The organism is Streptomyces acidiscabies (assembly GCF_020010905.1).
Classification (GTDB): domain Bacteria; phylum Actinomycetota; class Actinomycetes; order Streptomycetales; family Streptomycetaceae; genus Streptomyces; species Streptomyces acidiscabies.
Map to the genome: position 1 here is coordinate 1 of NZ_JAGJBY010000001.1, position 26,866 is coordinate 26,866.

Here is a 26,866-nt window from a genome sequence, read left to right on the forward strand (position 1 = left end):
GTCCCCGTGCCGCCGCTGACGAGGAACGACAGCCGCGCCCGCAGCAGTGCCCTCAGCACCCGGTCCCCGCCCGGCGGCACGGTCCCGGCGGCCACCAGCTCGTCCAGCGTGAACGCCTTGGGCCGTACGACCCTCAGCGACAGGCACGTGCACCCCACGGCCACGGGCGGCAGCACCGCGTGCAGCCGGGTCCCGTCGGGCAGCCGCGCGTCCACCCAGGGCCGGGCATCGTCGAGCCGCCGCCCCGCGACAGCGGCGAGCCGCTGAGCAAGCCGCCGGACAGCAGCGGCGTCGGAGAACGCGACCCCGGTCAGCTCCAGCCCGCCGCCCCGGTCCACCCAGACCCGGTCATGCGCGGACACCAGCACATCGGTCACCGACGCGTCCCCCAGCAACGGCTCCAGCGGCCCACTCCCCACCAGCTCCGACCGCAACCGATCCGCCGCCCCGAGCACCTCGGCGTCCCCCAGCACCCGCCCCTGCTCCCGCAGGGCCTGAGCCACCCGAGCAGGCGTCGGCTCACCCCCACTGACGGCCAGCCACTGCCGCACCCCGTCCAACAACTCGACACTCATGAACCTCTCCCTCCTACGAACCGACCTGTCTTCACCTCACCGCCCCCTGAACCCCCCGATCGCCCCCACCCCCCTCCGTCAACGCCCGCTCCCAGAACTCCTTGCAGAACCGCCCCAGCGGCCCCCGCGCAGCCGCGCCCGGCGGTCTGCGCCCCGTGTCCGCCTTCAGCAGCGCCGGGTCCAGCGGGACTTCGCCGGCCAGTGGGAGCCGCAGCAGCCGTGAGACCTCGTGGTCGTCGAGGCCGGGTACGTACGGAGCGCGGACGGCGACGCGGAGGTCCCGCAGGACCATGCCGACGGCCGAGGCGACGCGTCCGGCCGCGGCGACGGCGCGGAGTTCCGCGGGGACGACCAGGAGCCCCAGGTCGAGCTGGGCGAGCACCTCGGCGACGCCGTCGTCGAAGCGGCGGGGCAGGTCGACGACGACGGTCCCGCCCCGGCGCCGCGCGGCGGCGAGGACCGCGCGGACGGCCTGCGGCGGGACCGCGACGCAGTCGCCGCGGTCCCAGCTGAGCACCCGCAGCGCGTGCAGCTCGGGCAGCGACTCCTCCAGCGCACCCCCGCCGACCCGCCCCCGGGAGGCGGCGAAGGCGGGCCAGCGCAGCCCCTTCGCGGTCTCCCCGCCGAGCAGGACGTCGAGCCCGCCGCCGAGCGGATCCGCGTCCACGAGGAGCGTGCGCAGCCCTTCCCGCGCGGAGGTCACCGCGAGGGCGCAGGCGAGCGTGGAGGCCCCGGCGCCCCCGCGCCCGCCGATGACGCCGACCGTGAGGGCGGGCCGCCCCACGCCCTCGGCGACGTCGGCGATTCGGTCGACGAGCCACTGCTCCCCGTCGGGCAGCACCAGCACATGGTCGGCCCCGATCTCGACGGCGAGCCGCCACACGTCGGGGTCGTCCTGGTCGCGCCCGACGAGCACGACCCCGCGACGGCGCGCGGAGTGCCGTACGCGTCGGGCGGCGTCGTCGCCGACGAGGATCAGTGGCGCCGACTCCCAGACGCCCCGGCGCTGTGGCAGCGCGGGGTGCACCTCGGGTGTCGCGCCGGCGGCGGCGCACAGCCGCAGCAGGTCGTCCAGCAGGCACACGTCCTCGGTGACGATGAGCGGCCTGCCCGGCCGCCCCGGAGCTGTGGACGACGGGTCGTGTGTGACGGATCCGGACACGGTTTCCTCCCCCTTCTCGCAATCGACCGACATCGGCGGCCGGACGGAAACCGGCCACCCCGCGTCCGAAAAGCGGAACGGGCCCGGAACTCGGCCCGACCTGACGCGGTGGAATCACGATGCGGCGGCCCCGGAAAACGTGTGGATCTTGGTCGAAAACTGTGGACGGAGGACGGCCTGTGGATATCTCGGTCACCCGAACCGGTGAACCCCCCGACTTCCGCTGACTTCCGGTCCGACTTCCGGCCGACTTCCGCCTCCCGGAAATCCCGACGGAGTGTCGACAAAACCCCCGCCCCACTCCCGTGAACTCACCACCCTCACCCCCTCGAACTCCCCCGCCCCACCTCGGCGATCTCCGCAGAGCATCATCACGACTACGCTCAGTGATGCTCTGCGGGCATACGAAAAGAGGCGGCCGAAGCCGCCTCGTACAGCGCGATCACCATGGAGAGAGGGGGAAAACGCACCCGGACATGCGACGACCCCCACCGGGGGGGAGAGTGGGGGTCGTCTCCACGGCCCTACTCGGGGGGGGAGGAGTTGGGCCGGGTTAGCACGGTCGCGAACGATCCGTGACTTCCATGGTGTACCCGAGAGCCCTCTCAGGCAAACCCACACGCCTCAGCTTACGCCGAATGGGCTGCACCTATGCTCAGGGACGTGGAAAACCACCCCTCTCCCCGGACTGCGGCCTTCTTCGACCTGGACAAGACGGTCATTGCCAAGTCGAGCACTCTCACCTTCGGCAAGTCCTTCTACCAAGGCGGTCTGATCAACCGCAGGGCGGCCTTGCGCACCGCATATGCCCAGTTCGTCTTCCTCGTGGGCGGTATGGACCACGAGCAGATGGAACGCACCCGCGAGTACCTCTCCGCGCTGGTGCGCGGCTGGAACGTCGAGCAGGTGAAGGAGATCGTCGCCGAGACCCTGCACGACCTGATCGACCCGATCATCTACGACGAGGCCGCCTCCCTCATCGAGGAGCACCACACGGCCGGCCGGGACGTCGTCATCGTCTCCACCTCGGGCACCGAGGTCGTCGAGCCGATCGGCGAACTCCTGGGCGCCGACCGGGTGGTGGCGACCCGGATGGTCGTGGGCGACGACGGCTGCTACACCGGCGAGGTCGAGTACTACGCCTACGGCCCGACGAAGGCGGAGGCGATCAGGGAGCTGGCCGAGTCCGAGGGCTACGACCTGGAGCGCTGCTACGCGTACAGCGACTCGGCGACGGACCTGCCGATGCTGGAGTCGGTCGGGCACCCGCACGCGGTGAACCCGGACCGCACCCTGCGCCGCGAGGCGCTCGCGCGCGGGTGGCCGATTCTCGACTTCCACCGCCCGGTACGGCTCAAGCAGCGCATCCCGTCGTTCGCACCCCGCCCGGCGCTGGTCGCGGCGGCGGCCGTGGGCGCGGCGGCGGCGACGGCGGGGCTCGTCTGGTACGTCAGCCGGAAGCGGCCACCGCTGATCTGACCGAATGCCCCTGTTTGCGGCCAAAAGCAAAGAATCGCGGCCAGGACTTTCGCTCTTCCGGGTCCGGGAGTACAAAGGAAGACACGGCCCGCGAGACCGAAGGACATCCGAGAGGATCACCTGACTGACGCACATGGCCCCACGGACCGAGCATGTGAACAGGGCACCCACGCGACGTCGACCCGTCGATTACGGGCCAGCCGCACCAGGTGACGGGCGAAGCTCCCGGCCTGATGGGCAACATTCGAGGACGCTTGGTAACCCGGCGAACATGCCAGCGGCGGTACGGATCCCGTACCGCCGCACTTTTCTGTCTCGCGCGCTCGCGCGTGCGCCTCAGGCGGCCCCGCGCTGGAGTGCCTCACAGACGGCCGTGGACTCCCGCGCCCCCAGCTCCACCGCCCGCCCGCAGTGCGCGATCCACGCCCCGACCCCCTCGGGCGTCCCGGAGACGTACCCCTCCAGGGCCGCGAGGTAGGCGGCCCGCCCCAGCTCCGCGTGTCCCACCTCGGCGGGGCAGATCGACTTGGGGTCGAGGCCGCTGCCGATCAGGACGATGCGCGCGGCGGCGCGTGCGACGAGTCCGTTGTGGGAGGTGAACGGCCGCAGCGCGAGGAGTTCGCCGTGGACGACGGCGGCGCTCACCAGCGCGGGCGCGGAGCTGCCGGTGACGATCAGCCCACAGAGGCCCTCCAGGCGCGCGGAGACCTCGGCGGCGCCCGGCAGCGGGAGTTCGACGAGGGGTTCGTCGACGGGCTCGCCGTCCTGCCGGGGGCGCCCGGTCGCGCCGCTCTGCTCGGCCGCGGCGACCAGGTGCAGGCGCGCGAGCACGCGCAGCGGCGACTGTCGCCACACGGACAGCAGCTGGCCCGCCTCGGCGCTCAGCCTCAGCGCGGCGCCCACCGCGCGCGCCTGGTCGTCGGCGCGGAAGTCGGTGCGCCGGCGCACCTCTTCGAGCGCCCAGTCCGCCCCGGCCAGCGCGGCCGAACCGCGCGCCCCGCGCAGGGCGGCCTCGGAGGTGACGGCGGTGCTGCGGCGGCGCATGACGCGGTGGCCGTAGACCCGGTCCACGGCCTTGCGGACGGACTCCACGGACTCGGCCACCCCGGGCAGCTCGCCCAGGGCCACAAGAGGATCGGCGGTCGTACTCATGAGTACGACAGTAACCACCTCGCGCCCGCGCCCCTCGAAGGAGTGGTCTTCTTCACGCACCCCTGCCACGCAGCGCCAGCGGGCCACTACCCTTCGTGAACATGAAAATTGCTTTCGTCGGGAAGGGCGGCAGCGGCAAGACGACGCTCTCCTCCCTGTTCGTCCGGCACCTCGCCGCCCTCGGCGCGCCCGTGATCGCGGTCGACGCGGACATCAACCAGCACCTGGGGCCCGCGCTCGGCCTTGATGAGGACCAGGCGGCGGCCCTGCCCGCGCTGGGCGAGCACCTGCCGCTGATCAAGGACTACCTGCGCGGCGACAACCCGCGCATCGCCTCGGCCGAGACGATGATCAAGACCACCCCGCCCGGCGAGGGCTCCCGGCTGCTGCGGGTGTGCGAGGACAACCCGGTCTACGAGAAATGTGCCCGGAGCGTGGAACTCGACGGCGGCGCCGTCCGTTTGATGGTCACGGGCCAGTTCACGGACGCCGACCTCGGGGTCGCCTGCTACCACTCCAAGACTGGTGCAGTAGAGCTGTGTCTCAACCATCTGGTGGACGGCCCGGGCGAATACGTCGTGGTGGACATGACGGCAGGTTCGGACTCCTTCGCGTCCGGCATGTTCACCCGCTTCGACATCACGTTCCTCGTCGCCGAGCCGACCCGGAAGGGGGTCTCCGTCTACCGCCAGTACAAGGAGTACGCCCGGGACTTCGGCGTCGAGCTGAAGGTCGTCGGCAACAAGGTGCAGGGCCCGGACGACGTGGACTTCCTGCGCGCGGAGGCCGGGGACGACCTGCTGGTGACCGTCGGCCACTCGGACTGGGTGCGCGCCATGGAGAAGGGCCGCCCGCCCCGGTTCGCGTCCCTGGAGGAGGCGAACCGGACGGCCCTGGAGCGGCTGCGGTCGACCGCCGACGCGTCGTACGCCCGCCGCGACTGGGAGCGGTACACGCGCCAGATGGTGCACTTCCACCTGAAGAACGCCGAGTCGTGGGGGAACGCGCGCACCGGGGCCGACCTGGCGGCGCAGGTCGACCCCGGCTTCGTGCTCGGCGAGGGGCTCGCGGTTACCGCGTGACGGTCGCGGCCGGGGCCCCGGGGACACCCTTGGGGGCGGGGGCCGGGCGGGCGCTCAGGAAGCCCGTCCAGCCCTGCTTCGGGGCCTCGCCGACGTCGAGGGTGCGGAGTTTCGCCAGCACCTTCGGGTCCTGGGCGTCGAGCCAGTCGGAGAGCTGGCGGAAGGAGACGCAGCGGACGTCGGGCTTGTTGCAGACCCGCTCGATCGTCTCCTCGACGGCGCGCATGTAGGTGCCGCCGTTCCAGGACTCGAAGTGGTTGCCGATGATCAGGGGCGCGCGGTTGCCGTCGTAGGCGCGGTGGAAGCCCTTGAGGAGGCCGTCGCGCATCTGGTCGCCCCAGTACTCGTGCTTGTCCGGGTCGCCCTGGGTGGTGGTGCCGGACTGGTTGACCATGAAGTTGTAGTCCATGGTGAGCTGCTCGTAGGAGTGGCCGGGGAACGGCACGAGCTGCATGGACAGGTCCCACAGCCCTTCCTTCTTCCCGGGCCACAGCTGGTTGTTGACGCCGCTGGTGTCGTAGCGGAAGCCGAGTTCGCGGGCGGCCTTGCGGAAGTTCTTCTGGCCTTCGAGGCAGGGCGTGCGGGCGCCGACGAGTTCCTTGTCGTAGTCGAAGGGCAGGGGCGCCGCCTTCGTCATCCCGGTGTTGGTCCGCCAGGTCTTGACGAATCGTTTGGCCTGGGCGATCTCGTCCTTCCAGTCGTCCACCGACCACTCGCCGACCCCGCCGCCCTTGCCGCAGAAGTGGCCGTTGAAGTGGGTGCCGACCTCGTTGCCCTCCAGCCAGGCCAGGCGCAGTTGCTTGACGGTGTCGGCGATGCCCTGCTCGTCGTTGAAGCCGATGTCGGAGCGGCCCGGCGAGTGCTGCGGCGGCCGGTAGAGGTCACGTTTCTCCTCGGGCAGCAGGTACACGCCGCTGAGGAAGTACGTCATCGTCGCGTGGTTGGCCTTGGCGACCCCCCGGAAGTGCGAGAACAGCTTCTGGCTGTCCTCGCCCGCGCCGTCCCAGGAGAAGACCACGAACTGCGGCGGCTTCGCGCCCGGCGCGAGCCGCTCGGGGCGGGACAGGTGGGGCTGGGCCCCGGTGTAGGAGGTGGACCCGTCCCCGATGAGCCGTACGGCGCTCTTCGGCGCCGGGGCGGCCGGCTTCGCCTTCTGCGGGCCCTGCGCCCCCTCCTTGGCGCCGGGCGAGCCGGTGCCCGCGCAGCCGGCGAGCGACGTGGCGACGGCCGCGGCGAGCACTGCGCACGCGGCGATCCTCTGGGTGGCGGCCATCAGCATCCTTCTTTCCCGGAGTTCCCGGCGCGACGGTGGTGGGCCGCCGGGGCGAGCCGACGGCGCCGCCAAGGTCGCACGGACCCGGAAAGGAATTAGTACGACAAGCCGATCAAATAGCCACTTCATCCCGGAGAGTGAATTATTGGCCCATTTGCTCGTGAGTTCTATTCCGGGACTTTACTCTGCATTACGATTCGTTTACCGAGCGTCAGCTCATCCCGCCGCTGTATTGCCGTGCCCCACGGCCGCGAGTTCCGCGACCGCGCTGCCCCTCAGGAGACGGGAAACATGTTCGCCTGCGCCCCCACCCGAGCCATCGATCCCTACGACCACACCCCGCGCAACCACCGGCCGCACAGCCCGCCGCCGCGCCGCCGCTTCCGCCTCGCCGGAGCCGACGTCTCCGCCTCGATCGCGGTCTTCCTGATCGCGCTGCCCCTCTCCCTCGGCATCGCGCTCGCCACCGGCGCCCCGCTCCAGGCGGGCCTGGTCGCCGCCGCCGTCGGCGGTCTGGTCGCCGGGCGGCTCGGCGGGTCCCCGTTGCAGGTCAGCGGCCCGGCCGCCGGGCTCACGGTGGTCACCGCCGACCTCATCCAGCGCTACGGCTGGCGCACGACCTGCGGGATCACCGTCCTCGCCGGACTCGCCCAGCTCGCCCTCGGCTGCCTGCGCGTCGCGCGTACGGCACTCGCCGTCAGCCCCGCCGTCGTCCACGGCATGCTCGCCGGTATCGGCGTCGCCATCGCCGTCGCGCAGTTGCACATCGTCCTCGGCGGCAGCCCGCAGAGCTCCGTCCTGGACAACCTGCGCGCCCTGCCCGCGCAGCTCGCCGGGCTGCACCCGGCCGCCGTCGCGGTGAGCGCGCTCACGCTGACGCTCCTGCTGCTGTGGCCACGCATCCCCGGGCGCCTCGGGCGGCTGCTGCGGAAGATCCCCGCCGCGCTCGTCGCCGTCACCGGCGCCACCGCCGTCGCCGCGCTCGCCTCCCTCACGCTTCCCAAGGTCGACCTGCCGTCCTGGTCCAGCCACGCACTCGCCGGACTCCCCGAGGGGCCGGTGTCCGGCATCGCCGCCGCCGTGCTGACGGTCACCCTGGTGTGCAGCGTGCAGTCGCTGCTGGGCGCGGTCGCCGTCGACAAGATGATCGCCTCCCGGCAGACGTCCGCGCCCGTGGCCGGCAAAGGCCCCGGCCCCCTGCCGACGGCGCCCGCCCCGCGCGTGGGCCGCTCCGACCTCAACCGTGAACTCCTCGGCCAGGGCGCCGCGAACATCGTCTCCGGCGCGCTCGGCGGTCTGCCCGTCGCCGGGGTCGCCGTACGCAGTTCCGCGAACGTGCACGCGGGCGCGGTGAGCCGGAACTCCACGATGCTGCACGGCGTTCTCGTGGTGATCGCCGCGCTGCTGCTGGTCCCGGTCCTGGAGCTGATCCCGCTCGCCTCCCTCGCCGCCCTGGTCATGGCCGTCGGCATCCAGATGGTCTCGCTGCACCACATCCGTACGGTGACGCGCCACCGCGAGGTGCTGGTGTACGCGGTCACCACCCTCGGCGTGGTGTTCCTGGGTGTCCTGGAGGGCGTCCTCCTCGGGATCGCCGTCGCCGTGGCCGTCGCCCTGCGCCGCCTCGCGCGCACGCGCATCACCCACGCCGAGGAGGACGGGGTCCACCACATCCACGTCCGGGGCCAGCTGACGTTCCTCGCGGTCCCGCGCCTCAGCCGCACCCTCCACCTCGTCCCCCAGGGCGCGCACGCGGTCGTCGAGCTCGACGGCTCCTTCATGGACCACGCGGCGTACGAGTCCCTCCAGGACTGGCACAAGACGCACACCGCGCAGGGCGGCACCGCCGACCTCACGGGACGGCGCACGCCCGCCGCGCCCGCCGAGTGCCGGTGCCGTCCCTGGACACCGTGGCGCAACCACGAGTGCGGGAGCCTGATGCCGGTCCCGCAGGGAGCGGGCGGGGCTTCGGGGTTGGGCGAGGACAGCGGGGTGCCTCCGGCGGGCGGGCGGTGGACGGGGGGTCCGGGGGACGGGACCTCGGCGCAAGGTGGCGGAGCATCGGGGCTGGGGGGCGGAACCTCGGCGCAAGGAGGCGGCGTATTGAGGCCGGGGGACGGAACCTCGGCGCCAGGAGGCGGAGCCTCAGGGCCGGGGGTCGGAACCTCGGGGGCTCGCGGCGGAGCATCTGAGGCTGGGGACGGTGGGGCCGGCCACGCCGGTACCCCTGCCGGGACCGGCCCAGCAAGCACCCCAGCCGGAGCCAGCCCCGCAAGCACCCCCTTCGGGACCGCCCCAGCGAACGGCCCCGCCGGGACCGGACCCGCGAACGCTCCCGCTGGAGCCCTCCGCACCGGCACCCCCACCGGCTCCGGCTCCGGCTCCGGCTCCGGCTCCGGCTCCGGCTCCGGCTCCGGCTCCGGCTCCGGCTCCGGCCAGCCTCAGGCCCCCGGCACACCACCCCCTGCCGGAACCAGCCGCACCCGGACCGGCCACGCGAGCGCCCACGCCGGAACCGGTCACGCCGACGCCCCCGCCCGGACCGACCACACCGGCGCCCCCGCCGGGACCAGCCACGCGAACGGCCCTGCCGGGACCAGCCGTGTGAAGAGCCACACCGGGACCGGCCCCACGAGCGCCCCCGCCGACACCGGCCACGTGAACCACCCCGCCGAAACCAGCCGCGCGAAGGGCCACACCGAGACCGACCCCGCAAGCGCCCCCGTCGGAGCCGCCCGCACCGGCGCCCCCGCCGGCTCCGGCCAGCCCCAAGCCCCCGGCACAACACCCCCCAGCACCCCCAAGAGCATCACCACCCCCGTCCCCCCACCCAGCGCACACCAACTAGCCCGCGGCATCAGCGCCTTCCAGCGCAACACCGCGCCCCACGTCCGGGGCGAGCTGGCGCGGCTCGCCAGGGAAGGGCAGCGGCCGGCGCAGTTGTTTCTGACCTGCGCGGACTCGCGGCTCGTGACGTCGATGATCACCTCCAGCGGGCCGGGTGACCTGTTCGTCGTACGGAACGTGGGCAACCTCGTGCCGCTGCCCGGCGCGGAGAGCGGGGACGACTCGGTGGCGGCGGCGATCGAGTACGCGGTGGACGTGCTGAACGTGCGGTCGATCACCGTGTGCGGGCACTCCGGGTGCGGAGCGATGCAGGCGCTGCTGAACACCGAACCGGGCGGCACGCAGACCCCGTTGAAGCGGTGGCTGCGGCACGGACGGCCGAGCCTGGAGCGGATGGCCGACGACAGCCGCGCGTGGGCGAAGCTCGCCGGGCGCGCGCCCGTGGACGCGGTGGAGCAGCTCTGTCTCACCAACGTCGTCCAGCAGTTGGACCACCTGCGCGCGCACGAGTCGGTGGCCCACGCCCTGCGCACCGGCGCGCTGGAGCTGCACGGCATGTACTTCCATGTGGGGGAGGCGCAGGCGTACCTGTTGACGGAGGACGTCTTCGATCACGTGGGGACGACGGACCGTGTGGTCTGACGCGCCTTCCCCGCACACCGGCAATTCGAACCCCAACCCCCCGGAGTGTGAAAGGTGTTACACCTGCTGAACTCCCCTTCCCCGAGATCCGTGGGTACGGATGACCCGGCTGGTTCTGGAGCCCTACAGGTCTAAACCATTGATCGGCCGACCCTTGTCATCGCCTCCCGGGTCTGATGAGCTGTGGCCTGGGACACAACGGACACCCTGGGAAAGGGAGATGTCGTGAGCAACGAAAGCCTGGCCAACCTCCTCAAGGAGGAGCGGCGCTTCGCTCCGCCGGCGGATCTGGCGGCAGCCGCCAACGTCACGGCCGAGGCGTACGAACAGGCCAAGGCTGACAGGCTCGGCTTCTGGGCGGCGCAGGCCCGCCGGCTGAGCTGGGCCGAGGAGCCGACCGAGACGCTGGACTGGTCGAACCCGCCGTTCGCGAAGTGGTTCAAGGACGGCGCGCTGAACGTCGCCTACAACTGCGTCGACCGGCACGTGGAGAACGGCCTGGGCGACCGGGTCGCGATCCACTTCGAGGGCGAGCCCGGCGACAGCCGGGCCATCACCTACGCCGAACTGAAGGACGAGGTCTCCCGCGCGGCGAACGCGCTGCTGGAGCTGGGCGTCCAGGCCGGCGACCGGGTCGCGATCTACCTGCCGATGATCCCCGAGGCGGCGATCGCGATGCTGGCCTGCGCCCGCATCGGCGCCCCGCACTCGCTGGTCTTCGGCGGCTTCTCGGCGGACGCGCTGGCCACGCGCATCCAGGACGCCGACGCGAAGGTCGTCATCACGGCGGACGGCGGCCACCGGCGCGGGAAGCCGGCGGCGCTCAAGCCCGCCGTGGACGACGCCGTCGCCAAGGCGGGCGGCGTGCGCAGCGTCCTCGTCGTACGGCGTACCGGGCAGGAGGTCGCCTGGGACGACAGCCGCGACCTGTGGTGGCACGACGTCGTCGGACGGCAGTCCGCCGAGCACACGCCGCAGGCCTTCGACGCCGAGCACCCGCTGTTCATCCTGTACACCTCGGGTACTACGGGTAAGCCCAAGGGCATCCTGCACACCTCCGGCGGTTACCTCACCCAGGCGGCGTACACCCATCACGCCGTCTTCGACCTCAAGCCCGAGACCGACGTGTACTGGTGCACGGCCGACATCGGCTGGGTGACCGGGCACTCGTACGTCGTCTACGGGCCGCTCGCCAACGGGGCGACCCAGGTCATGTACGAGGGGACCCCCGACACCCCGCATCAGGGGCGCTTCTGGGAGATCGTCCAGAAGTACCGGGTGTCCATCCTGTACACCGCGCCCACCGCGATCCGTACGTTCATGAAGTGGGGCGACGACATCCCCGCGAAGTTCGACCTGTCCTCGCTGCGGGTGCTGGGGTCCGTGGGTGAGCCCATCAACCCCGAGGCGTGGATCTGGTACCGCAAGAACATCGGGGCCGAGAAGACGCCCGTCGTCGACACGTGGTGGCAGACCGAGACCGGCGCGATGATGATCTCGCCGCTGCCCGGTGTCACCGAGGCGAAGCCCGGGTCCGCGCAGACGCCTCTTCCCGGGATCTCCGCGACTGTCGTCGACGACGAGGGCAACGAGGTTCCGAACGGGGGCGGCGGCTATCTCGTCCTCACCGAGCCGTGGCCCTCCATGCTGCGCACCATCTGGGGGGACGACCAGCGGTTCATCGACACGTACTGGTCGCGCTTCGAGGGCAAGTACTTCGCCGGGGACGGTGCGAAGAAGGACGACGACGGCGACATCTGGCTGCTCGGGCGGGTGGACGACGTGATGCTCGTGTCCGGGCACAACATCTCTACGACGGAGGTGGAGTCGGCACTCGTCTCGCACCCCTCTGTCGCCGAGGCGGCGGTCGTCGGTGCGACCGACGAGACGACCGGGCAGGCGATCGTGGCGTTCGTGATCCTTCGGGGTACGGCGTCGGAGAGCGAGGATCTGGTCGCGGAGCTCCGCAACCACGTGGGCACGACCCTTGGGCCCATCGCCAAGCCGAAGCGCGTGCTTCCCGTCGCCGAGCTCCCGAAAACCCGCTCGGGGAAGATCATGCGGCGCTTGCTGCGGGACGTGGCGGAGAACCGTGAGCTGGGGGATGTCACGACGCTGACGGACTCCACGGTCATGGACTTCATCCAGGCAAAGCTGCCGGCTGCGCCGAGCGAGGACTGAGACACCGGCTGACAGGGACGCTCCCGGCATCGGAAAGGTGCCGGGAGCGTTTGTGTGTGCGGCTACTGGGGTGGGGGCTTCTGATCGCTGCCGAGTGCGGGTCGTCGGTGGCTGGTCGCGCAGTTCCCCGCGCCCCTAAAAGACTGCGGCTGCGGATTCGCAGTAGCTGATCGCAGCCCAGCCCCGCGCCCGTCCACCCACCCGACGCATCTGCACCCCCACCCCGCCTTCGGTACCCTGGTAAAAGTCGCGTCAAGGACGCGGCAAGATCCCCTACGAGATCGTCAAGGTGCGCCGGGAAGTCTGGTCGGCATGGTAGTCGGCATGTCCAGAGACCGGAGGTTCCTGTGGTCGCGGCCCGTGGTAGTCGCAAGTTTTTCGGGCGGATGTCGCTCTCCGAGCGGACGTTCGTGGTGGACGCGTTGCGGACGGAGACGGTGGGTGGGGTTCTCCTGCTCGTCGCGGCCGTCGGGGCGTTGGTGTGGGCCAATGTGCCTTCCATCAAGGGGAGTTACGCCGACGTCAGTCACTTCCACATCGGCCCCTCAAGCCTCGGGCTCGACCTCTCCCTCGCCCACTGGGCCGCCGACGGCCTGCTCGCCGTCTTCTTCTTCGTCGCCGGCATCGAGCTGAAACGTGAGCTGGTCGCCGGAGACCTCAAGGACCCGAAGGCCGCCGCGCTCCCTGTCGTCGCCGCGCTGTGCGGGATGGCAGCACCGGCATTGGTCTACACCATCGTCAACGCCGGCGGCAAAGGCTCGCTCGCGGGATGGGCCGTCCCCACCGCGACGGACATCGCGTTCGCGCTGGCCGTACTCGCCGTCATCGGAACGTCCCTGCCGAGTGCCCTGCGCGCGTTCCTGCTGACGCTGGCCGTCGTGGACGACCTGTTCGCGATCCTGATCATCGCCGTGTTCTTCACCGGCTCGCTGAACTTCGCCGCGCTGGGCGGCGCGGTGGCGGGGCTGGTCCTGTTCCGGGTGCTGCTGCGCAACGACGTGAAGGGCTGGTACGTGTACGTCCCGCTCGCCGTCGTCATCTGGGCGCTGATGTACAACAGCGGCGTCCACGCCACGGTCGCCGGCGTCGCGATGGGCCTGATGCTGCGGTGTACGACGCGGGAGGGCGAGACGCGTTCGCCGGGTGAGCGGATCGAGCACCTCGTACGGCCGCTGTCGGCCGGTCTCGCCGTACCCCTGTTCGCGCTGTTCAGCGCGGGTGTGACCGTGTCGGGCGGGGCGCTCGGGGACGTGTTCGGGAAGCCGGAGACGCTGGGCGTCGTGCTCGGTCTGGTCGTGGGCAAGACGCTGGGGATCTTCGGGGGTACGTGGCTGACGGCACGGTTCACGCGGGCGTCGCTGAGCGAGGACCTCGCCTGGGCGGACGTCTTCGCGCTGGCGTCGCTCGCGGGGATCGGCTTCACCGTGTCGCTGCTGATCGGCGAGCTGGCGTTCGCCGATGACGCGGTGCTCACGGACGAGGTGAAGGCCGCCGTCCTGATCGGCTCGCTGATCTCGGCGTGCTGCGCGACCGTCCTGCTGAAGCTGCGCAACGCGCGCTACCGCAGGCTCGCACAGGACGAGGAGCGCGACGAGGACGCCGACGGGATCCCGGACGTGTACGAGCAGGACGACCCGGCGTACCACCTGCGGATGGCGGAGATCCACGAGCGGAAGGCGGCCGAGCACCGCCGTATCGCCCGGGACATGGCCGCGGAAGTGCAGGGCGGGACGGGCGTCGGGGACGGGCGTCCGGCATGATCTGACGGGACGGTACGGAACGAGAACGTGTGAACAGGACGAGGGAGAACCGCGATGAGCGCACCCGACGACAGCCCGGTCGGCGCCGAACGCAGTGTCGGACAGCTGTTCGCCTCCGCGACGGCCGAGATGTCCGCGCTGGTGCACGACGAGATCGCGCTGGCGAAGGCGCAGCTCAAGCGGGATGTGAAGCGGGGTGCGATCAGCGGGGGCGCGTTCACCGTCGCCGGTGTCGTGCTGCTGTTCTCGCTGCCGATGCTCAACTTCGCGCTGGCGTACGGCATCCGGACCTGGAGCCACTGGAACCTGGCCGTCTGCTTCCTGCTGTCGTTCGCGGCGAACGTGCTGGTCGCGGTCCTGCTGGGGCTGGTCGGCGTGGCCATGGCGAAGAAGGCCGCTAAGAGCAAGGCCCCCCAGAAGGTCGCCGCCTCCATGAAGGAGACCGCCGGCGTCCTCCAGAACGCCAAGCCGCACCCCCGTCCCGAACTCGTCGAGGGCAAAGCCCCGAAGGCCGTCGAGGCTGTGGCACGCTCGACATCATGACGGACCCCTCGACAGCACCCTCCTCGGTGGTACGACCCGACGGTCCCTGGACGCATCGCGACGTCGCCGCGAACGGCGCCCGCTTCCACATCGCCGAGGCCGGTGAGGGCCCGCTGGTCCTGCTGGTGCACGGCTTCCCCCAGTTCTGGTGGACGTGGCGCCACCAGCTGACGGCGCTCGCGGACGCGGGCTTCCGCGCGGTCGCCCTCGATCTGCGCGGCGTCGGCGGCAGCGACCGCACCCCGCGCGGCTACGACCCGGCGAACCTCGCGCTCGACATCACCGGCGTGATCCGCTCCCTCGGCGAGCCGGACGCGGCGCTCGTCGGCCACGACCTCGGCGGCTACCTCGCCTGGACGGCCGCGGTGATGCGCCCCAAGCTCGTACGGCGCCTCGCGGTCGCCTCGATGCCGCACCCCCGACGGTGGCGCTCCGCGATGCTCGCCGACGTCAAGCAGACGACGGCGAGTTCACACATCTGGGGGTTCCAGCGGCCGTGGCTCCCCGAGCGGCGGCTCGTCGCGGACGACGGCGCGCAGGTCGGCGAGCTGATCCAGGAGTGGTCGGGGCCGGTGCCGCCGGACGAGGAGGCGCTGGCGGTGTACCGGCGCGCGATGTGCATCCCGTCCACCGCGCACTGCTCGATCGAGCCGTACCGCTGGCTGGTCCGCTCCCTCGCGCGGCCCGACGGGGTGCAGTTCTACCGGCGCATGAAGCGCCCGGTGCGCGTGCCGACGCTGCATCTGCACGGCTCGCTGGACCCGGTGTCGCGGGCGCGGAGCGCGGCGGGCAGCGCGGAGTACGTGGAAGCGCCGTACCGCTGGCGGCTGTTCGACGGGCTCGGCCACTTTCCGCACGAGGAGGACCCGGTGGCGTTCTCGGCGGAGCTCGTGAACTGGCTGAAGGACCCGGAACCGGACCGGTAGTCGCCGGGTACGTCGGCTGCTGCCGGGGGTCCGGGGGTTGTCCCCCGGGTAGACACAGCCCGCACGAGGAGGACCCGGTGGCGTTCTCGGCAGAACTCGTGAACTGGCTGAAGGACCCCGAGCCTGACCGGTGAGTATGGCCCCCATAAGAACGCTTGTCCTACGAACGGCCATGTGCCCGGAGCATAGGCCGATTGGCGGGCCTCGGTGAGGTTATCGACCTTGGGGCTGGGGCAGACGTCGGGGTATGGGCTGGACGCACGACTACAGTGACGCCGCACGCAACCGCCGCTCCGCCGACGGTCTGAGCGCTCACCGACAAGGCAGCGACCCGGACTTGCCGGGCAGTGACCTCCGGGTGGGGATTCCGCGCATCCTGCGCCGCAGGGCCCGCTGGGTCTCGGTGCGCCTGCGTCACCCACGAGGCTGACGCGGCCCCCTCGACCGGCTCCTACAGCGCGCAGTTGTCGCTGTCGACCTGCTGCGAAGCGCTGCGGCCCTCGGTGATGTCCTGCCGGATCTCGTCGGCGGTGAGCGCGTACCCGGTCTGCGGGTCGTCGAGGGACTTCGCGAAGACGACGCCGTAGACCTCGCCCTCGGGGGTCAGCAGGGGGCCGCCGGAGTTGCCCTGACGGACCGTCGCGTACAGGGAGTACACGTCCCGGCGTACCGTGCCGCGCTTGTAGATGTCGGCGCCGGACGCCGTGATGCGCCCGCGGATGCGCGCGGCCCGTACGTCGTACGCGCCGTTCTCCGGGAAGCCGGCGACGATCGCGCCGTCGCCGCTGCCCGCGTCGTCCTTGGTGAAGCGCAGCGCGGGCGCGTCGAGGTCGGGGACGTCCAGGACGGCGATGTCGCGCTTCCAGTCGTACAGGACGACTTTCGCGTCGTACGTGCGGCCCTCGCCGCCTATCTGGACGGTGGGTTCGTCGACGCCGCCCACGACGTGCGCGTTCGTCATCACGCGGCGCTCGCCGAAGACGAAGCCGGTGCCCTCCAGGACCTTGCCGCAGCTCTCCGCCGTGCCCATCACCTTGACGATGGAGCGCTTCGCGGCAACCGCGACCCGGCTGCCCGCGAGCGCCGGGTCCGGGGGGTCGACCTCGCGGATCGGCTCGTTGGAGAACGGGGAGAAGACCTGCGGGAAGCCGTTCTGCGCGAGGACCGAGGTGAAGTCCTTGAACCAGGTGTCCGCCTGCACCGGCAGCGTCTGGGACACGCCCAGCAGGACCTTCGAGCCGCGGACCTCCTTGCCGAGCGTCGGCAGCGTCGTCTGCGCGAGCATCGAGCCCAGCAGCCAGGCGACCAGCAGCATCGCCGCGACGTTCACCAGCGCGCCGCCCGTCGCGTCCAGCACGCGCGCGGGGGACCAGGTGATGTAGCGGCGCAGCTTGCTGCCCAGGTGCGTGGTGAGGGCCTGGCCGACCGAGGCGCACACGATCACGACGACGACGGCGACGACCGCGGCCGTCGTACTGACCTCCGAGCTGTCGGTCAGGGCGTCCCACACGACCGGCAGGACGTAGACGGCGACCAGGCCGCCGCCCAGGAACCCGACGACCGACAGGATGCCGACGACGAAGCCCTGGCGGTAACCGACGACCGCGAACCACACGGCCGCGACCAGCAACAGGATGTCCAGCACGTTCACCGCTCGGCGCCTCGCCTATTCAACTCGCCCTCACTCCGGGTCGGCCTGGGGTCCCTCGTCCGGGGGACACCCTGTCATGACCGCCAGTCCAGCGGGACCTCGTTGCCCTTGTCCCACGGGCGCTCCCAGCCCGCGTAATGGACGATCCGGTCGATCACGCCCGCCGTGAACCCCCACACGAGGGCCGATTCGACCAGGAATGCCGGGCCGCGGTAGCCGCTGGGGTGCACGGTCGTGGCGCGGTGCGCGGGGTCCGTGAGATCCGCCACGGGGACGGTGAAGACGCGGGCCGTCTCGGCGAGGTCGACGGCGCCGACGGGGCTGGGCTTGCGCCACCAGCCCAGCACGGGCGTCACGACGAAGCCGCTCACCGGGATGTACAGCTTGGGGAGGACGCCGAAGATCTGTACGCCCGCGGGGTCGAGCCCCGTCTCCTCCTCGGCCTCCCGCAGCGCGGCCCGCAGGGGCCCGTCGCCCTGCGGATCCCCGTCCCCGGGATCGAGCGCGCCCCCGGGGAACGACGGCTGCCCCGCGTGCGACCTGAGCGAGCCGGCCCGCTCCATCAGCAACAGCTCAGGCCCGCGCTCCCCCTCCCCGAACAGGATCAGTACGGCGGACTGCCGCCCTCCCCCGTCCGGTGGCGGCAGAAACCTGCTGAGCTGCTCCGGCCGGACCTCCCGCACCGCCCGCACCACCGGCTCCAGCCACTCCGGCAGCCCCTCTTCACTGACCTCCACCGGCACCCCGTCGTCCTCCACATGCCGCACGACCGCACCACCCCCCGTTCTCTCCCTGCTCAACGCCCGGTACCCCCGAGATCGTTCCACCCACGCGGATGCCTCACGCACTCCCCAGCGGCGGGGCCGCCTTGCCGCCCGCGTCCAGGTACGACTGGGGCGGGTTCAGGCGCTGGCCGGGGAAGCCGCCCTTCTCGTACTTGAGGAGTTTCCGGGCCTTCTCCGGGTCCGTCTCGCCCTCGCCGTAGGACGGGCAGAGGGGGGCGATGGGGCAGGCGCCGCAGGCCGGTTTGCGGGCGTGGCAGATGCGGCGGCCGTGCCAGATGACGTGGTGGGAGAGGTCGGTCCAGTCCGACTTGGGGAAGAGCTCGCTGATCGCGGCCTCGATCTTCTCGGGGTCCGTCTCCGCCGTCCACCGGAAGCGGCGGACCAGGCGCTGGAAGTGCGTGTCGACGGTGATGCCGGGACGGCCGTACGCGTTGCCCAGGACCACGAACGCCGTCTTGCGGCCGACGCCGGGGAGTTTGACCAAGTCCTCAAGACGGCCCGGGACTTCGCCGCCGAAGTCCTCGACCAGCGCCTTGGAGAGGCCGATCACGGACTTCGTCTTGGCGCGGAAGAAGCCCGTGGGACGGAGGATCTCCTCGACCTCCTCGGGGTTCGCCGCGGCGAGGTCCTCGGGCGTCGGGTACTTGGCGAAGAGCGCCGGGGTGGTCTGGTTGACGCGCAGGTCGGTCGTCTGGGCGGACAGGACCGTCGCGACGACGAGCTGGAAGGGGTTCTCGAAGTCGAGTTCGGGGTGGGCGTACGGATAGACCTCGGCGAGTTCGCGGTTGATCCGGCGGGCCCGGCGCACCAGCGCCGTACGGGACTCGGCCTTCCCGCCGCCGGTTTTCCCGCCTGCGGACGTTTTCTTCACAGAAGCCTTCTCCGTCATGTCTGCCCTTTTCGTGCCGCCACCAGAGATCCCCCCGACGTCCTGTTCGCCCACAGCGGAAACCCGTGGGGAGATCGCCCGCCCGGTCCCCCATCCCGCGCTCCCACCGGCGATTTGGACTCCCGGCCAGCCTAGAGCCCGGCACTGACATCCGCCCCGGCCACCGGTGCGCGGCCCCCGATTGGACCCCTGCCGCTTACCCCGGGACAGGTGTGCGGCATCCTTGTGACAGATCACACTGTTTGGACCGTCCGGCAAAATGGGCACCAGGGCCCCTTGGTACGTGGGGGCACAAGAACCCCTGAGCAGGTCGACAAGGAGAGAACTCGTGGACGACGTCCTGCGGCGCAACCCGCTCTTCGCGGCTCTCGACGACGAGCAGGCCGCGGAGCTGCGCGCCTCCATGAGTGAGGTGACCCTCGCGCGTGGTGACTCCCTGTTCCACGAGGGCGACCCGGGCGACCGGCTCTACGTCGTCACCGAGGGCAAGGTCAAGCTTCACCGCACCTCCCCCGACGGCCGGGAGAACATGCTGGCGGTGGTCGGCCCCGGCGAACTGATCGGCGAACTGTCGCTGTTCGACCCGGGCCCGCGTACGGCGACGGCGACGGCGCTGACGGAGGTCAAGCTGCTCGGCCTCGGCCACGGCGACCTCCAGCCCTGGCTGAACGCGCGCCCCGAGGTCGCCGGAGCGCTCCTGCGCGCGGTCGCGCGGCGCCTGCGCAAGACCAACGACCAGATGTCCGACCTGGTCTTCTCCGACGTGCCCGGCCGTGTCGCGCGTGCGCTGCTCGACCTCTCGCGGCGCTTCGGCGTGCAGTCGGAGGAGGGCATCCACGTCGTCCACGACCTCACGCAGGAGGAGCTGGCCCAGCTGGTCGGCGCGTCCCGCGAGACCGTCAACAAGGCGCTCGCGGACTTCGCGCAGCGCGGCTGGCTGCGGCTCGAAGCCCGCGCGGTGATCCTTCTGGACGTCGAGCGGCTGGCCAAGCGCTCCCGCTGAGGCTCTGAGCGGGCCCTGGAGGGCCTGGCACGGTACGGACGGCCCCCGGGCCGTCCGTACAGCTGTTCCCGGCCGTCAGAGGCCCTCATGGCTGAATCGGCGCTGAATCGGCCGGGCCGCGGCCGAAATGAGGTGCCGGGGCGGTGCTCCTCGCGCCACAGTGGGCGCATGGCTGAAACGGTCCCCCACAGAGGTCTCGACGCGCAGGGTCACATCGCCCGGGAGGGCTCCCTCGCGCACGTACGGCACGAGTTCCGGCCCGTCGTCGCGGCGGCCCGGGACGCGATCCTCGACCTCTTCGGGGCGCGCCTGCACAGCGCGTACCTGTACGGCTCGATCCCGCGCGGCACCGCGCGCGTGGGCCGCAGCGACCTGGACCTGCTCGTCGCCTCGCGCGAGGAACCCTCACCGGCCGACCGGGACGCCGTACGGGCCCTCGGGGAGCAGCTCGACAAGGAGTTCCCGGAGATCGACGGGGTCGGCGCCCTGCTGTACGGCCGAGGCCGCCTCCTGAGCGACGCCGAGACCTACGACATGGGGTTCTTCGTCGCCTGCCTGTGCACGCCGCTCCTGGGCGACGACCTCGCCGAGTACCTCCCGCGCTACCGCCCCGACTCCCTGCTCGCCCGCGAGACCAACGGCGACCTGGCCGCCCTGCTCCCCCAGTGGCGCACACGCGTGGCGGAGGCCACCGACCCCGGCGCCCGCCGACGGCTGGTCCGCTTCCAGTCCCGCCACCTCGTCCGCACGGCCTTCACCCTCGTCATGCCCCGCTGGACCGGCTGGACGAGCGACCTGCACGACATGGCCGAGGCGTTCGCCGGGTACTACCCCGCGCGCGGGGACCAGCTCCGGGCGGCGGCCGTACGCGGGTACGAGCCGGTCGACTCGCCGGAGGCGCTCGCGGAGTACGCGGAGGATCTGGGGCCGTGGCTGGCGGAGGAGTACGCGCGCGTGCACGGGGTGAAGAGCCCGCGGCCCTAGATGAGCCCGTGGTCCCGCAGGTACTCCAGCTGTGCGCGTACCGACAGTTCCGCCGCCGGCCACAGGGAGCGGTCGACGTCCGCGTAGACGTGGGCGACGACCTCCTCGGGGGTGCGGTGGCCGTTCTCGACGGCTGTCTCGACCTGGGCGAGGCGGTTGGCGCGGTGGGCGAGGTAGAACTCCACGGCGCCCTGGGCGTCTTCGAGGACGGGGCCGTGGCCCGGGAGGACGGTGTGGACGCCGTCGTCGACCGTGAGGGATCTCAGGCGGCGCAGGGAGTCGAGGTAGTCGCCCAGGCGGCCGTCGGGGTGGGCGACGACGGTCGTGCCCCGGCCGAGGATCGTGTCGCCGGTGAGGACCGCGCCGTCGGCGGGGAGGTGGAAGCAGAGGGAGTCGGCGGTGTGGCCGGGGGTCGGGACGACCCGCAGTTCCAGGCCGCCGGTCGTGATGACGTCACCGGCCGCGAGGCCCTCGTCGCCGAGCCGCAGGGCGGGGTCCAGCGCGCGCACGCGCGTACGCGTGAGGTCGGCGAACCGGGCGGCGCCCTCCGCGTGGTCGGGGTGGCCGTGGGTGAGGAGGGTGAGGGCGATCCGGCTGCCCATGCGCTCGGCGGTGTCGATCACCGCGCGCAGGTGACTGTCGTCCAGGGGGCCGGGGTCGATGACCACAGCGAGGTCGGAGTCGGGTTCGGCGACGATCCACGTGTTGGTGCCGTCCAGCGTCATCGCGGAGGCGTTCGGCGCGAGGACGTTGACCGCGCGCGGGGTGGCCGGTCCGGAGAGGACCGCTCCGCGCGGCCGACCGGGCAGGGCGCCTGCGTAGGTCATGCGGGGGCTCCAGGGATCGGGATGTGCCGGGTGAACTCCTCGTGGCCCGGCCAGGACAGCACGATCTCACCGTCCGTCAGGCGGGCGGTCGCGAGGACCGGCGTGAGGTCGCGCACGCGCGCGGCGGCGAGGGCCTCGGAGGCGCGCGCGTGGGGCGCGAGCTGACGCAGGGTCGCGATGGTCGGCGGCATCATCACCAGCTCGCCCTTGTCGTACGACGCGGCGGCCTCGGCCGGGTGGATCCAGACCGTGCGGTCGGCCTCCGTGGAGGCGTTGCGGGTGCGCTGGCCCTTGGGGAGGGCGGCGACGAAGAACCACGTGTCGTAGCGCCGGGGTTCGAACTCGGGGGTGATCCACCGCGTCCAGGCCCCCAGGAGGTCCGAGCGCAGCACGAGCCCCCTCCTGTCCAGGAACTCCGCGAACGACAGCTCACGGGCCACCAGGGCCGCCCTGTCGGCCTCCCAGTCGTCGCCGGTGGTGTCCTCGATCACCGAGTCGGCGGCCGGGCCCGCGAGCAGGACGCCCGCCTCCTCGTACGTCTCGCGCACGGCCGCGCAGACGATCGCCTGGGCCGTCGCCCCGTCCGTGCCGAGCCGCTCGGCCCACCACGCGCGCGGAGGGCCCGCCCAGCGGACCGTGCGGTCGTCGTCCCGGGGGTCGACGCCGCCGCCGGGGTACGCGTACGCGCCCGCGGCGAACGCCATCGACGTACGGCGGCGCAGCATGTGCACGACCGGGCCGGTGGCGGTGTCTTTGAGGAGCATGACGGTGGCCGCGCGTCTGGGGACGGCCGGGGTGAGCGTGCCGTCCGTCAGCGCGCGGATGCGGTCCGGCCAGTCCGGTGGGAACCACTGCCCATTCGCCATGGGCGGAGGCTATCCGCTGGGGAGCGAATGTTCGAGAGGGGCCGGACATGCGGAAACCCCCCGGCCGGGGGGTTTCGCGAGGGGGTACGTCAGTCGCTGACTTCCACCAGGAACTCGACCTCGACCGGCGCGTCCAGGGGCAGCACCGCGACGCCGACCGCGCTGCGCGCGTGCACGCCCTTGTCGCCGAGGATCTCGCCGAGCAGTTCGCTCGTGCCGTTGATCACACCAGGCTGGCCGGTGAAGTCCGGCGCGGAGGCGACGAACCCGACGACCTTCACGACGCGCACGACCCGGTCCAGGTCGCCGATCACGGACTTGACGGCGGCCAGGCCGTTCAGCGCGCAGCGTGCGGCGAGCTCCTTGGCCTCCTCGGCGGTGACCTCAGCGCCGACCTTGCCGGTGACGGGCAGCTTGCCGTCGACCAGGGGGAGCTGGCCGGAGGTGAAGACGTACGCGCCCGTGCGCACGGCGGGCTGGTACGCGGCGAGCGGCGGGACGACGTCCGGGAGGGCCAGGCCCAGTTCGGCGATCCGGTCCTCTACGGCGCTCACGCCTTGGCCCGCTTCAGGTAGGCCACCAGCTGCTCGGGGTTGGGGCCGGGCACGACCTGGACCAGCTCCCAGCCGTCCTCGCCCCAGGTGTCCAGAATCTGCTTCGTGGCGTGGACGAGCAGCGGCACAGTTGCGTATTCCCACTTGGTCATGGGCCGACTTTATCCGCACGCGGCGAGGGGGTTGTCCACAGGTTGGGGACGGGCGGTTCGTGCGACTGTCGTACCGGTTATCCACAGCCTGCTGATTGGTCCGGGCGTCGAGTGGTTACGCTCGAAGATGTGAGCAGGCTCCAGGTCGTCAGCGGCAAGGGCGGGACCGGAAAGACGACGGTCGCCGCGGCCCTCGCGCTGGCCCTCGCGACAGAGGGGAAGCGGACGCTTCTCGTCGAGGTCGAGGGTCGGCAGGGCATCGCGCAGCTCTTCGAGACGGAGACTCTTCCGTACGAGGAGCGGAAGATCGCCGTCGCGCCCGGGGGCGGGGAGGTGTACGCGCTGGCCATCGACCCCGAACTGGCCCTGCTGGACTACCTCCAGATGTTCTACAAGCTCGGCAGTGCGGGGCGCGCGCTGAAGAAACTCGGCGCGATCGACTTCGCGACGACCGTCGCGCCGGGGCTGCGGGACGTCCTGCTGACCGGCAAGGCGTGCGAGGCGGTGCGGCGCAAGGACAGGTCCGGGCGGTTCGCGTACGACTACGTCGTGATGGACGCGCCGCCCACGGGGCGGGTGACGCGGTTCCTGAACGTGAACGACGAGGTCGCCGGGCTCGCGCGGATCGGGCCGATACACAATCAGGCGCAGGCCGTCATGCGGGTGCTGAAGTCCCCGGAGACCGCCGTGCATCTGGTGACGCTCCTGGAGGAGATGCCGGTCCAGGAGACCGCCGACGGCATCGCCGAGCTGCGCGCCGCGCGGCTGCCGGTCGGGCGGGTCGTCGTCAACATGGTCCGGCCCGAGGTGCTGGACGGCGACGGGCTGGAACTCGCGGGCGGCGTCGCGCGTTCCTCTGTCGCACGGTCGCTGTCCTCGGCGGGCCTGGGCGGAGCGCGTCGAGGGGGCAACGCGGAGAAGCTGGTCGCCCCCCTCCTGGCGCAGGCCGAGGAGTACGCGGAGCGCCACCGCCTGGAGCAGGACCAGCGCGCGGTCCTCACCGGCCTGGGCCTGACCACCCATGAACTCCCGCTCCTCTCCGAGGGCATGGACCTGGCGGGCCTCTACGAACTCGCCACCGAGCTGCGGAAGCAGGGGATCGCATGAGCACGCACCCGGCCGGCCGCGAGGCCCACGACACCCCCCGCCGGATCTCCTCCGTACGCGTCCTCGACGTCGACCCCCTGCTCGACGACCCGAAGACCCGCATCGTCGTGTGCTGCGGTTCCGGTGGGGTCGGGAAGACCACGACCGCCGCCGCGCTCGGGCTGCGCGCCGCCGAGCGGGGGCGGAAGGTCGTCGTGCTGACCATCGACCCCGCGCGCAGGCTCGCCCAGTCGATGGGGATCGACTCGCTGGACAACACTCCCCGGCGGGTGAAGGGCGTCGAGGGCGGCGGCGAGCTGCACGCCATGATGCTCGACATGAAGCGCACGTTCGACGAGATCGTCGAGGCGCACGCGGACCCCGAGAGGGCCTCCGCGATCCTGGGGAACCCGTTCTACCAGTCGCTGTCCGCGGGGTTCGCCGGTACGCAGGAGTACATGGCGATGGAGAAGCTGGGGCAGCTGCGGTCGCGGGACGAGTGGGACCTGATCGTCGTCGACACACCGCCCTCGCGGTCCGCGCTGGATTTCCTCGACGCGCCCAAGCGGCTCGGGTCGTTCCTGGACGGCAAGCTGATCCGGGTGCTGCTGGCGCCCGCGAAGGTCGGCGGGCGCGCGGGGATGAAGTTCCTGAACGTCGGGATGTCGATGATGACCGGCGCGCTGGGCAAGCTGCTCGGCGGACAGCTCCTCAAGGACGTCCAGACGTTCGTCGCCGCGATGGACTCCATGTTCGGCGGCTTCCGTACCCGCGCGGACGCGACGTACAAACTCCTCCAGGCCCCCGGTACGGCGTTCCTGGTCGTCGCCGCGCCCGAGCGGGACGCGCTGCGGGAGGCCGCGTACTTCGTCGAGCGCCTCGCCGCGGAGGACATGCCGCTGGCCGGCCTGGTCCTCAACCGGGTGCACGGCAGCGGCGCGGCGCACCTCTCGGCGGAGCGGGCACTGAGCGCGGCGGAGACCCTGGAGGCGGGCCTGCCTCAAGAGGAGCCGCACCTCCCCCAGAACGCCGACCCGTCGAACAGCCTCCGCTCACCCGAACCCCGCGCGGAAAATCTTGCCCCCGCCGGCATTGTGGATCAGGACCCAGGGAAGGCTGTCCTACGTAACTCTCCCGACCCACGCGGCAGTTCGGATTCCCCCGTTTCCGACGCCCCAGCTCCAGCCTCAGCCCCAGACCCCGTCACCGCCTCCGACGACGGTTCCCCCACCGGCGTCGACGCGGAGCGCTCCGTGGACCGGCTCACCGCAGGCCTGCTGCGCCTGCACGCGGACCGTATGCACCTGCTCTCCCGCGAGCAGCGCACCCGCGACCGCTTCACCGCGCGCCACCCCGAGGTCGCGGTCGCCGAGGTCGCCGCGCTCCCCGGTGACGTCCACGACCTGGCGGGCCTGCGCGACATCGGCGCACGCCTCGCGGCGAACCGCCCCGAGCTGCCGGAAGACACCGGGAACTAGGCGCGGGCACACAACAGGGCAAGCGCCCCGTACATCCGCGCACACAAAAACCCGCACCCCGCACAACCCCGAGCAAAAGCCGAAAACCCCGAGCCGAGAATCGAGCCCCCGACCCGGCTCGGAAGGAATTCAGCGCACGTCACCCGAGGACCCGGCGCCCACCGCCGCGAATGCCGCTCCGCGACAGCGAGAAGAAACAAGGCACCGGCACCGACAACGGCAGGCGGACCACGAGGTCCACGCACCGGAAACGCTCACCGCAGGGCCCACGAGAACCCCCGACTCACGTACTCCGGCGAGCTATCCCACCGCTGCGTAACTCTCGTACACCCGGTCGTCATCGAGCACGACGCTCACGACGCCCGGAGTGTCGCGCTCGTACTCCGAGCGCGCGGTCTCCAGGAGCCTGCGCCAGGAGGTGACGGTCGGCCGGCGGCGCAGCAGGGCCCGCCGTTCACGCTCCGTCATCCCTCCCCACACGCCGAACTCGACGCGGTTGTCGAGCGCGTCGGCCAGACATTCCGTGCGTACCGGACATCCGGTGCACACCGCCTTGGCCCTGTTCTGCGCTGCTCCCTGAACGAACAGTTCATCCGGATCAGTAGTGCGGCAGGCAGCCTGCGCACTCCAGTCGGTTACCCAGCCCATACCGGCGCCGTCCTCTCCCGAATCGAGGCTCCCCCACGGCGGCAGCGGCATATTCACCGCCGCCAGTTGAGGACGTTACGGAAGGTGGGCACAGCGCAACACCCCCTTCGGGCCCAATCTTGAATGGCCCGAACGGACTATGCGCATCCGGCAGATCACCCGAGCGAGTGAGCCCGCGACATACGTGACTTTCCCGGCGAATGGGGGCAGTTCACTGGTGCCACAACGGGCGCCGCGTGACACACGAGGCGGATTCGGGCACGCCCCGGCAGAAATTCACCGGGATCTCCAGAACGATTCGGGGTCGCTGGACGTATTGAT

24 protein-coding genes are annotated in these 26,866 nt (G+C 71.6%); 12 read left to right on the plus strand and 12 right to left on the minus strand.

Features of this window, described 5'->3' with window-relative positions; all coding sequences use genetic code 11:
• Both J8M50_RS00005 and ssd read right to left on the minus strand, forming a co-directional pair.
• Positions 1-575, minus strand: a 575-nt coding sequence (locus tag J8M50_RS00005; protein ID WP_223786125.1) for an ATPase, T2SS/T4P/T4SS family, incomplete at its 3' end; no start/stop codon positions are given.
• Positions 576-606: 31 nt separating this feature from the next.
• Positions 607-1,737 carry a septum site-determining protein Ssd gene (gene ssd / locus J8M50_RS00010; protein WP_010359177.1) on the minus strand — a complete coding sequence of 377 codons (1,131 nt, stop codon included), beginning with the start codon at positions 1,735-1,737 and terminating at the stop codon, positions 607-609.
• 651 nt (positions 1,738-2,388) lie between these two features.
• On the opposite strand from ssd, the gene J8M50_RS00015 reads away from it, so the two are divergent.
• Positions 2,389-3,216 (plus strand): HAD family hydrolase, encoded by an 828-nt coding sequence (locus J8M50_RS00015; protein WP_010359176.1) that lies wholly within the window; start codon positions 2,389-2,391, stop codon positions 3,214-3,216.
• A gap of 336 nt (positions 3,217-3,552) precedes the next feature.
• On the opposite strand, the gene J8M50_RS00020 is transcribed toward J8M50_RS00015, so the two are convergent.
• The gene (locus J8M50_RS00020) at positions 3,553-4,368 is read right to left on the minus strand and encodes a Fic family protein (RefSeq protein WP_029184514.1); all 816 of its coding nucleotides are present in this window, start codon (positions 4,366-4,368) and stop codon (positions 3,553-3,555) included.
• A 101-nt stretch (positions 4,369-4,469) separates the two neighbouring features.
• Here J8M50_RS00020 and J8M50_RS00025 point away from each other — a divergent pair, with 101 nt between their 5' ends.
• On the plus strand, positions 4,470-5,450 hold the full coding sequence (locus J8M50_RS00025) for an ATP-binding protein (protein ID WP_075694068.1): 981 nt from the start codon (positions 4,470-4,472) through the stop codon (positions 5,448-5,450).
• On the opposite strand, the gene J8M50_RS00030 is transcribed toward J8M50_RS00025, so the two are convergent.
• Entirely contained in the window at positions 5,440-6,723 is a 1,284-nt protein-coding gene (locus tag J8M50_RS00030; protein ID WP_029184513.1) for a polysaccharide deacetylase family protein, read from the minus strand. The genes J8M50_RS00025 and J8M50_RS00030 overlap by 11 nt on opposite strands.
• Positions 6,724-7,014: 291 nt before the next feature.
• On the opposite strand from J8M50_RS00030, the gene J8M50_RS00035 reads away from it, so the two are divergent.
• The 6 genes from J8M50_RS00035 to J8M50_RS00060 all read left to right on the plus strand — a co-directional run bounded on the left by J8M50_RS00035 (position 7,015) and on the right by J8M50_RS00060 (position 16,052).
• Positions 7,015-10,212, plus strand: coding sequence for a SulP family inorganic anion transporter (locus J8M50_RS00035; protein WP_223786126.1), 3,198 nt, complete (start codon positions 7,015-7,017; stop codon positions 10,210-10,212).
• 225 nt (positions 10,213-10,437) lie between these two features.
• Positions 10,438-12,393 (plus strand): acetate--CoA ligase, encoded by a 1,956-nt coding sequence (acs, locus tag J8M50_RS00040; protein ID WP_010350949.1) that lies wholly within the window; start codon positions 10,438-10,440, stop codon positions 12,391-12,393.
• 386 nt (positions 12,394-12,779) lie between these two features.
• Positions 12,780-14,153 (plus strand): Na+/H+ antiporter NhaA, encoded by a 1,374-nt coding sequence (gene nhaA / locus J8M50_RS00045; RefSeq protein WP_010350947.1) that lies wholly within the window; start codon positions 12,780-12,782, stop codon positions 14,151-14,153.
• Positions 14,154-14,207: 54 nt separating this feature from the next.
• Positions 14,208-14,696: a phage holin family protein gene (locus J8M50_RS00050; RefSeq protein ID WP_010350946.1), complete on the plus strand. Its 489-nt coding sequence runs from the start codon at positions 14,208-14,210 to the stop codon at positions 14,694-14,696.
• Positions 14,693-15,622 (plus strand): alpha/beta fold hydrolase, encoded by a 930-nt coding sequence (locus J8M50_RS00055; protein ID WP_029183457.1) that lies wholly within the window; start codon positions 14,693-14,695, stop codon positions 15,620-15,622. Before J8M50_RS00050 ends, J8M50_RS00055 begins: the two co-directional genes overlap by 4 nt.
• Before the next feature lie 247 nt (positions 15,623-15,869).
• Positions 15,870-16,052, plus strand: coding sequence for a hypothetical protein (locus J8M50_RS00060; protein WP_075661357.1), 183 nt, complete (start codon positions 15,870-15,872; stop codon positions 16,050-16,052).
• 21 nt (positions 16,053-16,073) lie between these two features.
• Here J8M50_RS00060 and J8M50_RS00065 read toward each other — a convergent pair whose 3' ends face one another.
• From J8M50_RS00065 to nth, 3 genes are all read right to left on the minus strand, one after another.
• A complete protein-coding gene (locus J8M50_RS00065) occupies positions 16,074-17,273 on the minus strand; it encodes a MarP family serine protease (RefSeq protein WP_010350944.1) in 1,200 nt (399 codons plus the stop codon).
• A 74-nt stretch (positions 17,274-17,347) separates the two neighbouring features.
• Entirely contained in the window at positions 17,348-18,040 is a 693-nt protein-coding gene (locus tag J8M50_RS00070; protein ID WP_010350943.1) for an NUDIX hydrolase, read from the minus strand.
• A gap of 73 nt (positions 18,041-18,113) precedes the next feature.
• Positions 18,114-19,001, minus strand: coding sequence for an endonuclease III (nth, locus tag J8M50_RS00075; protein WP_370516606.1), 888 nt, complete (start codon positions 18,999-19,001; stop codon positions 18,114-18,116).
• A 274-nt stretch (positions 19,002-19,275) separates the two neighbouring features.
• Here nth and J8M50_RS00080 point away from each other — a divergent pair, with 274 nt between their 5' ends.
• On the plus strand, positions 19,276-19,950 hold the full coding sequence (locus J8M50_RS00080; protein ID WP_010350941.1) for a Crp/Fnr family transcriptional regulator: 675 nt from the start codon (positions 19,276-19,278) through the stop codon (positions 19,948-19,950).
• Between the two features lie 168 nt (positions 19,951-20,118).
• Positions 20,119-20,934 (plus strand): nucleotidyltransferase domain-containing protein, encoded by an 816-nt coding sequence (locus tag J8M50_RS00085; RefSeq protein ID WP_010350939.1) that lies wholly within the window; start codon positions 20,119-20,121, stop codon positions 20,932-20,934.
• On the opposite strand, the gene J8M50_RS00090 is transcribed toward J8M50_RS00085, so the two are convergent.
• The 4 genes from J8M50_RS00090 to sp36 form a co-directional block, all read right to left on the minus strand.
• Entirely contained in the window at positions 20,931-21,761 is an 831-nt protein-coding gene (locus tag J8M50_RS00090) for an MBL fold metallo-hydrolase (RefSeq protein ID WP_010350938.1), read from the minus strand. The two genes, J8M50_RS00085 and J8M50_RS00090, sit on opposite strands and share 4 nt — an antisense overlap.
• A complete protein-coding gene (locus tag J8M50_RS00095; protein ID WP_010350937.1) occupies positions 21,758-22,627 on the minus strand; it encodes an NUDIX hydrolase in 870 nt (289 codons plus the stop codon). Before J8M50_RS00095 ends, J8M50_RS00090 begins: the two co-directional genes overlap by 4 nt.
• An 89-nt stretch (positions 22,628-22,716) precedes the next feature.
• The gene (locus J8M50_RS00100; protein WP_010350936.1) at positions 22,717-23,181 is read right to left on the minus strand and encodes a RidA family protein; all 465 of its coding nucleotides are present in this window, start codon (positions 23,179-23,181) and stop codon (positions 22,717-22,719) included.
• The gene (gene sp36, locus J8M50_RS00105) at positions 23,178-23,333 is read right to left on the minus strand and encodes a Sp36 family protein (protein ID WP_010350935.1); all 156 of its coding nucleotides are present in this window, start codon (positions 23,331-23,333) and stop codon (positions 23,178-23,180) included. Before sp36 ends, J8M50_RS00100 begins: the two co-directional genes overlap by 4 nt.
• 129 nt (positions 23,334-23,462) lie before the next feature.
• Between sp36 and bagA the strand changes: the two genes are divergently transcribed.
• Complete coding sequence (gene bagA / locus J8M50_RS00110; protein WP_010350934.1) at positions 23,463-24,440, plus strand: ATPase BagA; 978 nt, start codon at positions 23,463-23,465, stop codon at positions 24,438-24,440.
• A complete protein-coding gene (gene bagB, locus J8M50_RS00115) occupies positions 24,437-25,897 on the plus strand; it encodes an ATPase BagB (protein WP_010350933.1) in 1,461 nt (486 codons plus the stop codon). Before bagA ends, bagB begins: the two co-directional genes overlap by 4 nt.
• 300 nt (positions 25,898-26,197) lie before the next feature.
• Here the strand turns inward: bagB and J8M50_RS00120 are convergent, their stop codons facing one another.
• Complete coding sequence (locus tag J8M50_RS00120; protein ID WP_029183455.1) at positions 26,198-26,545, minus strand: WhiB family transcriptional regulator; 348 nt, start codon at positions 26,543-26,545, stop codon at positions 26,198-26,200.
• Between the last annotated feature and the right edge of the window lie 321 nt (positions 26,546-26,866).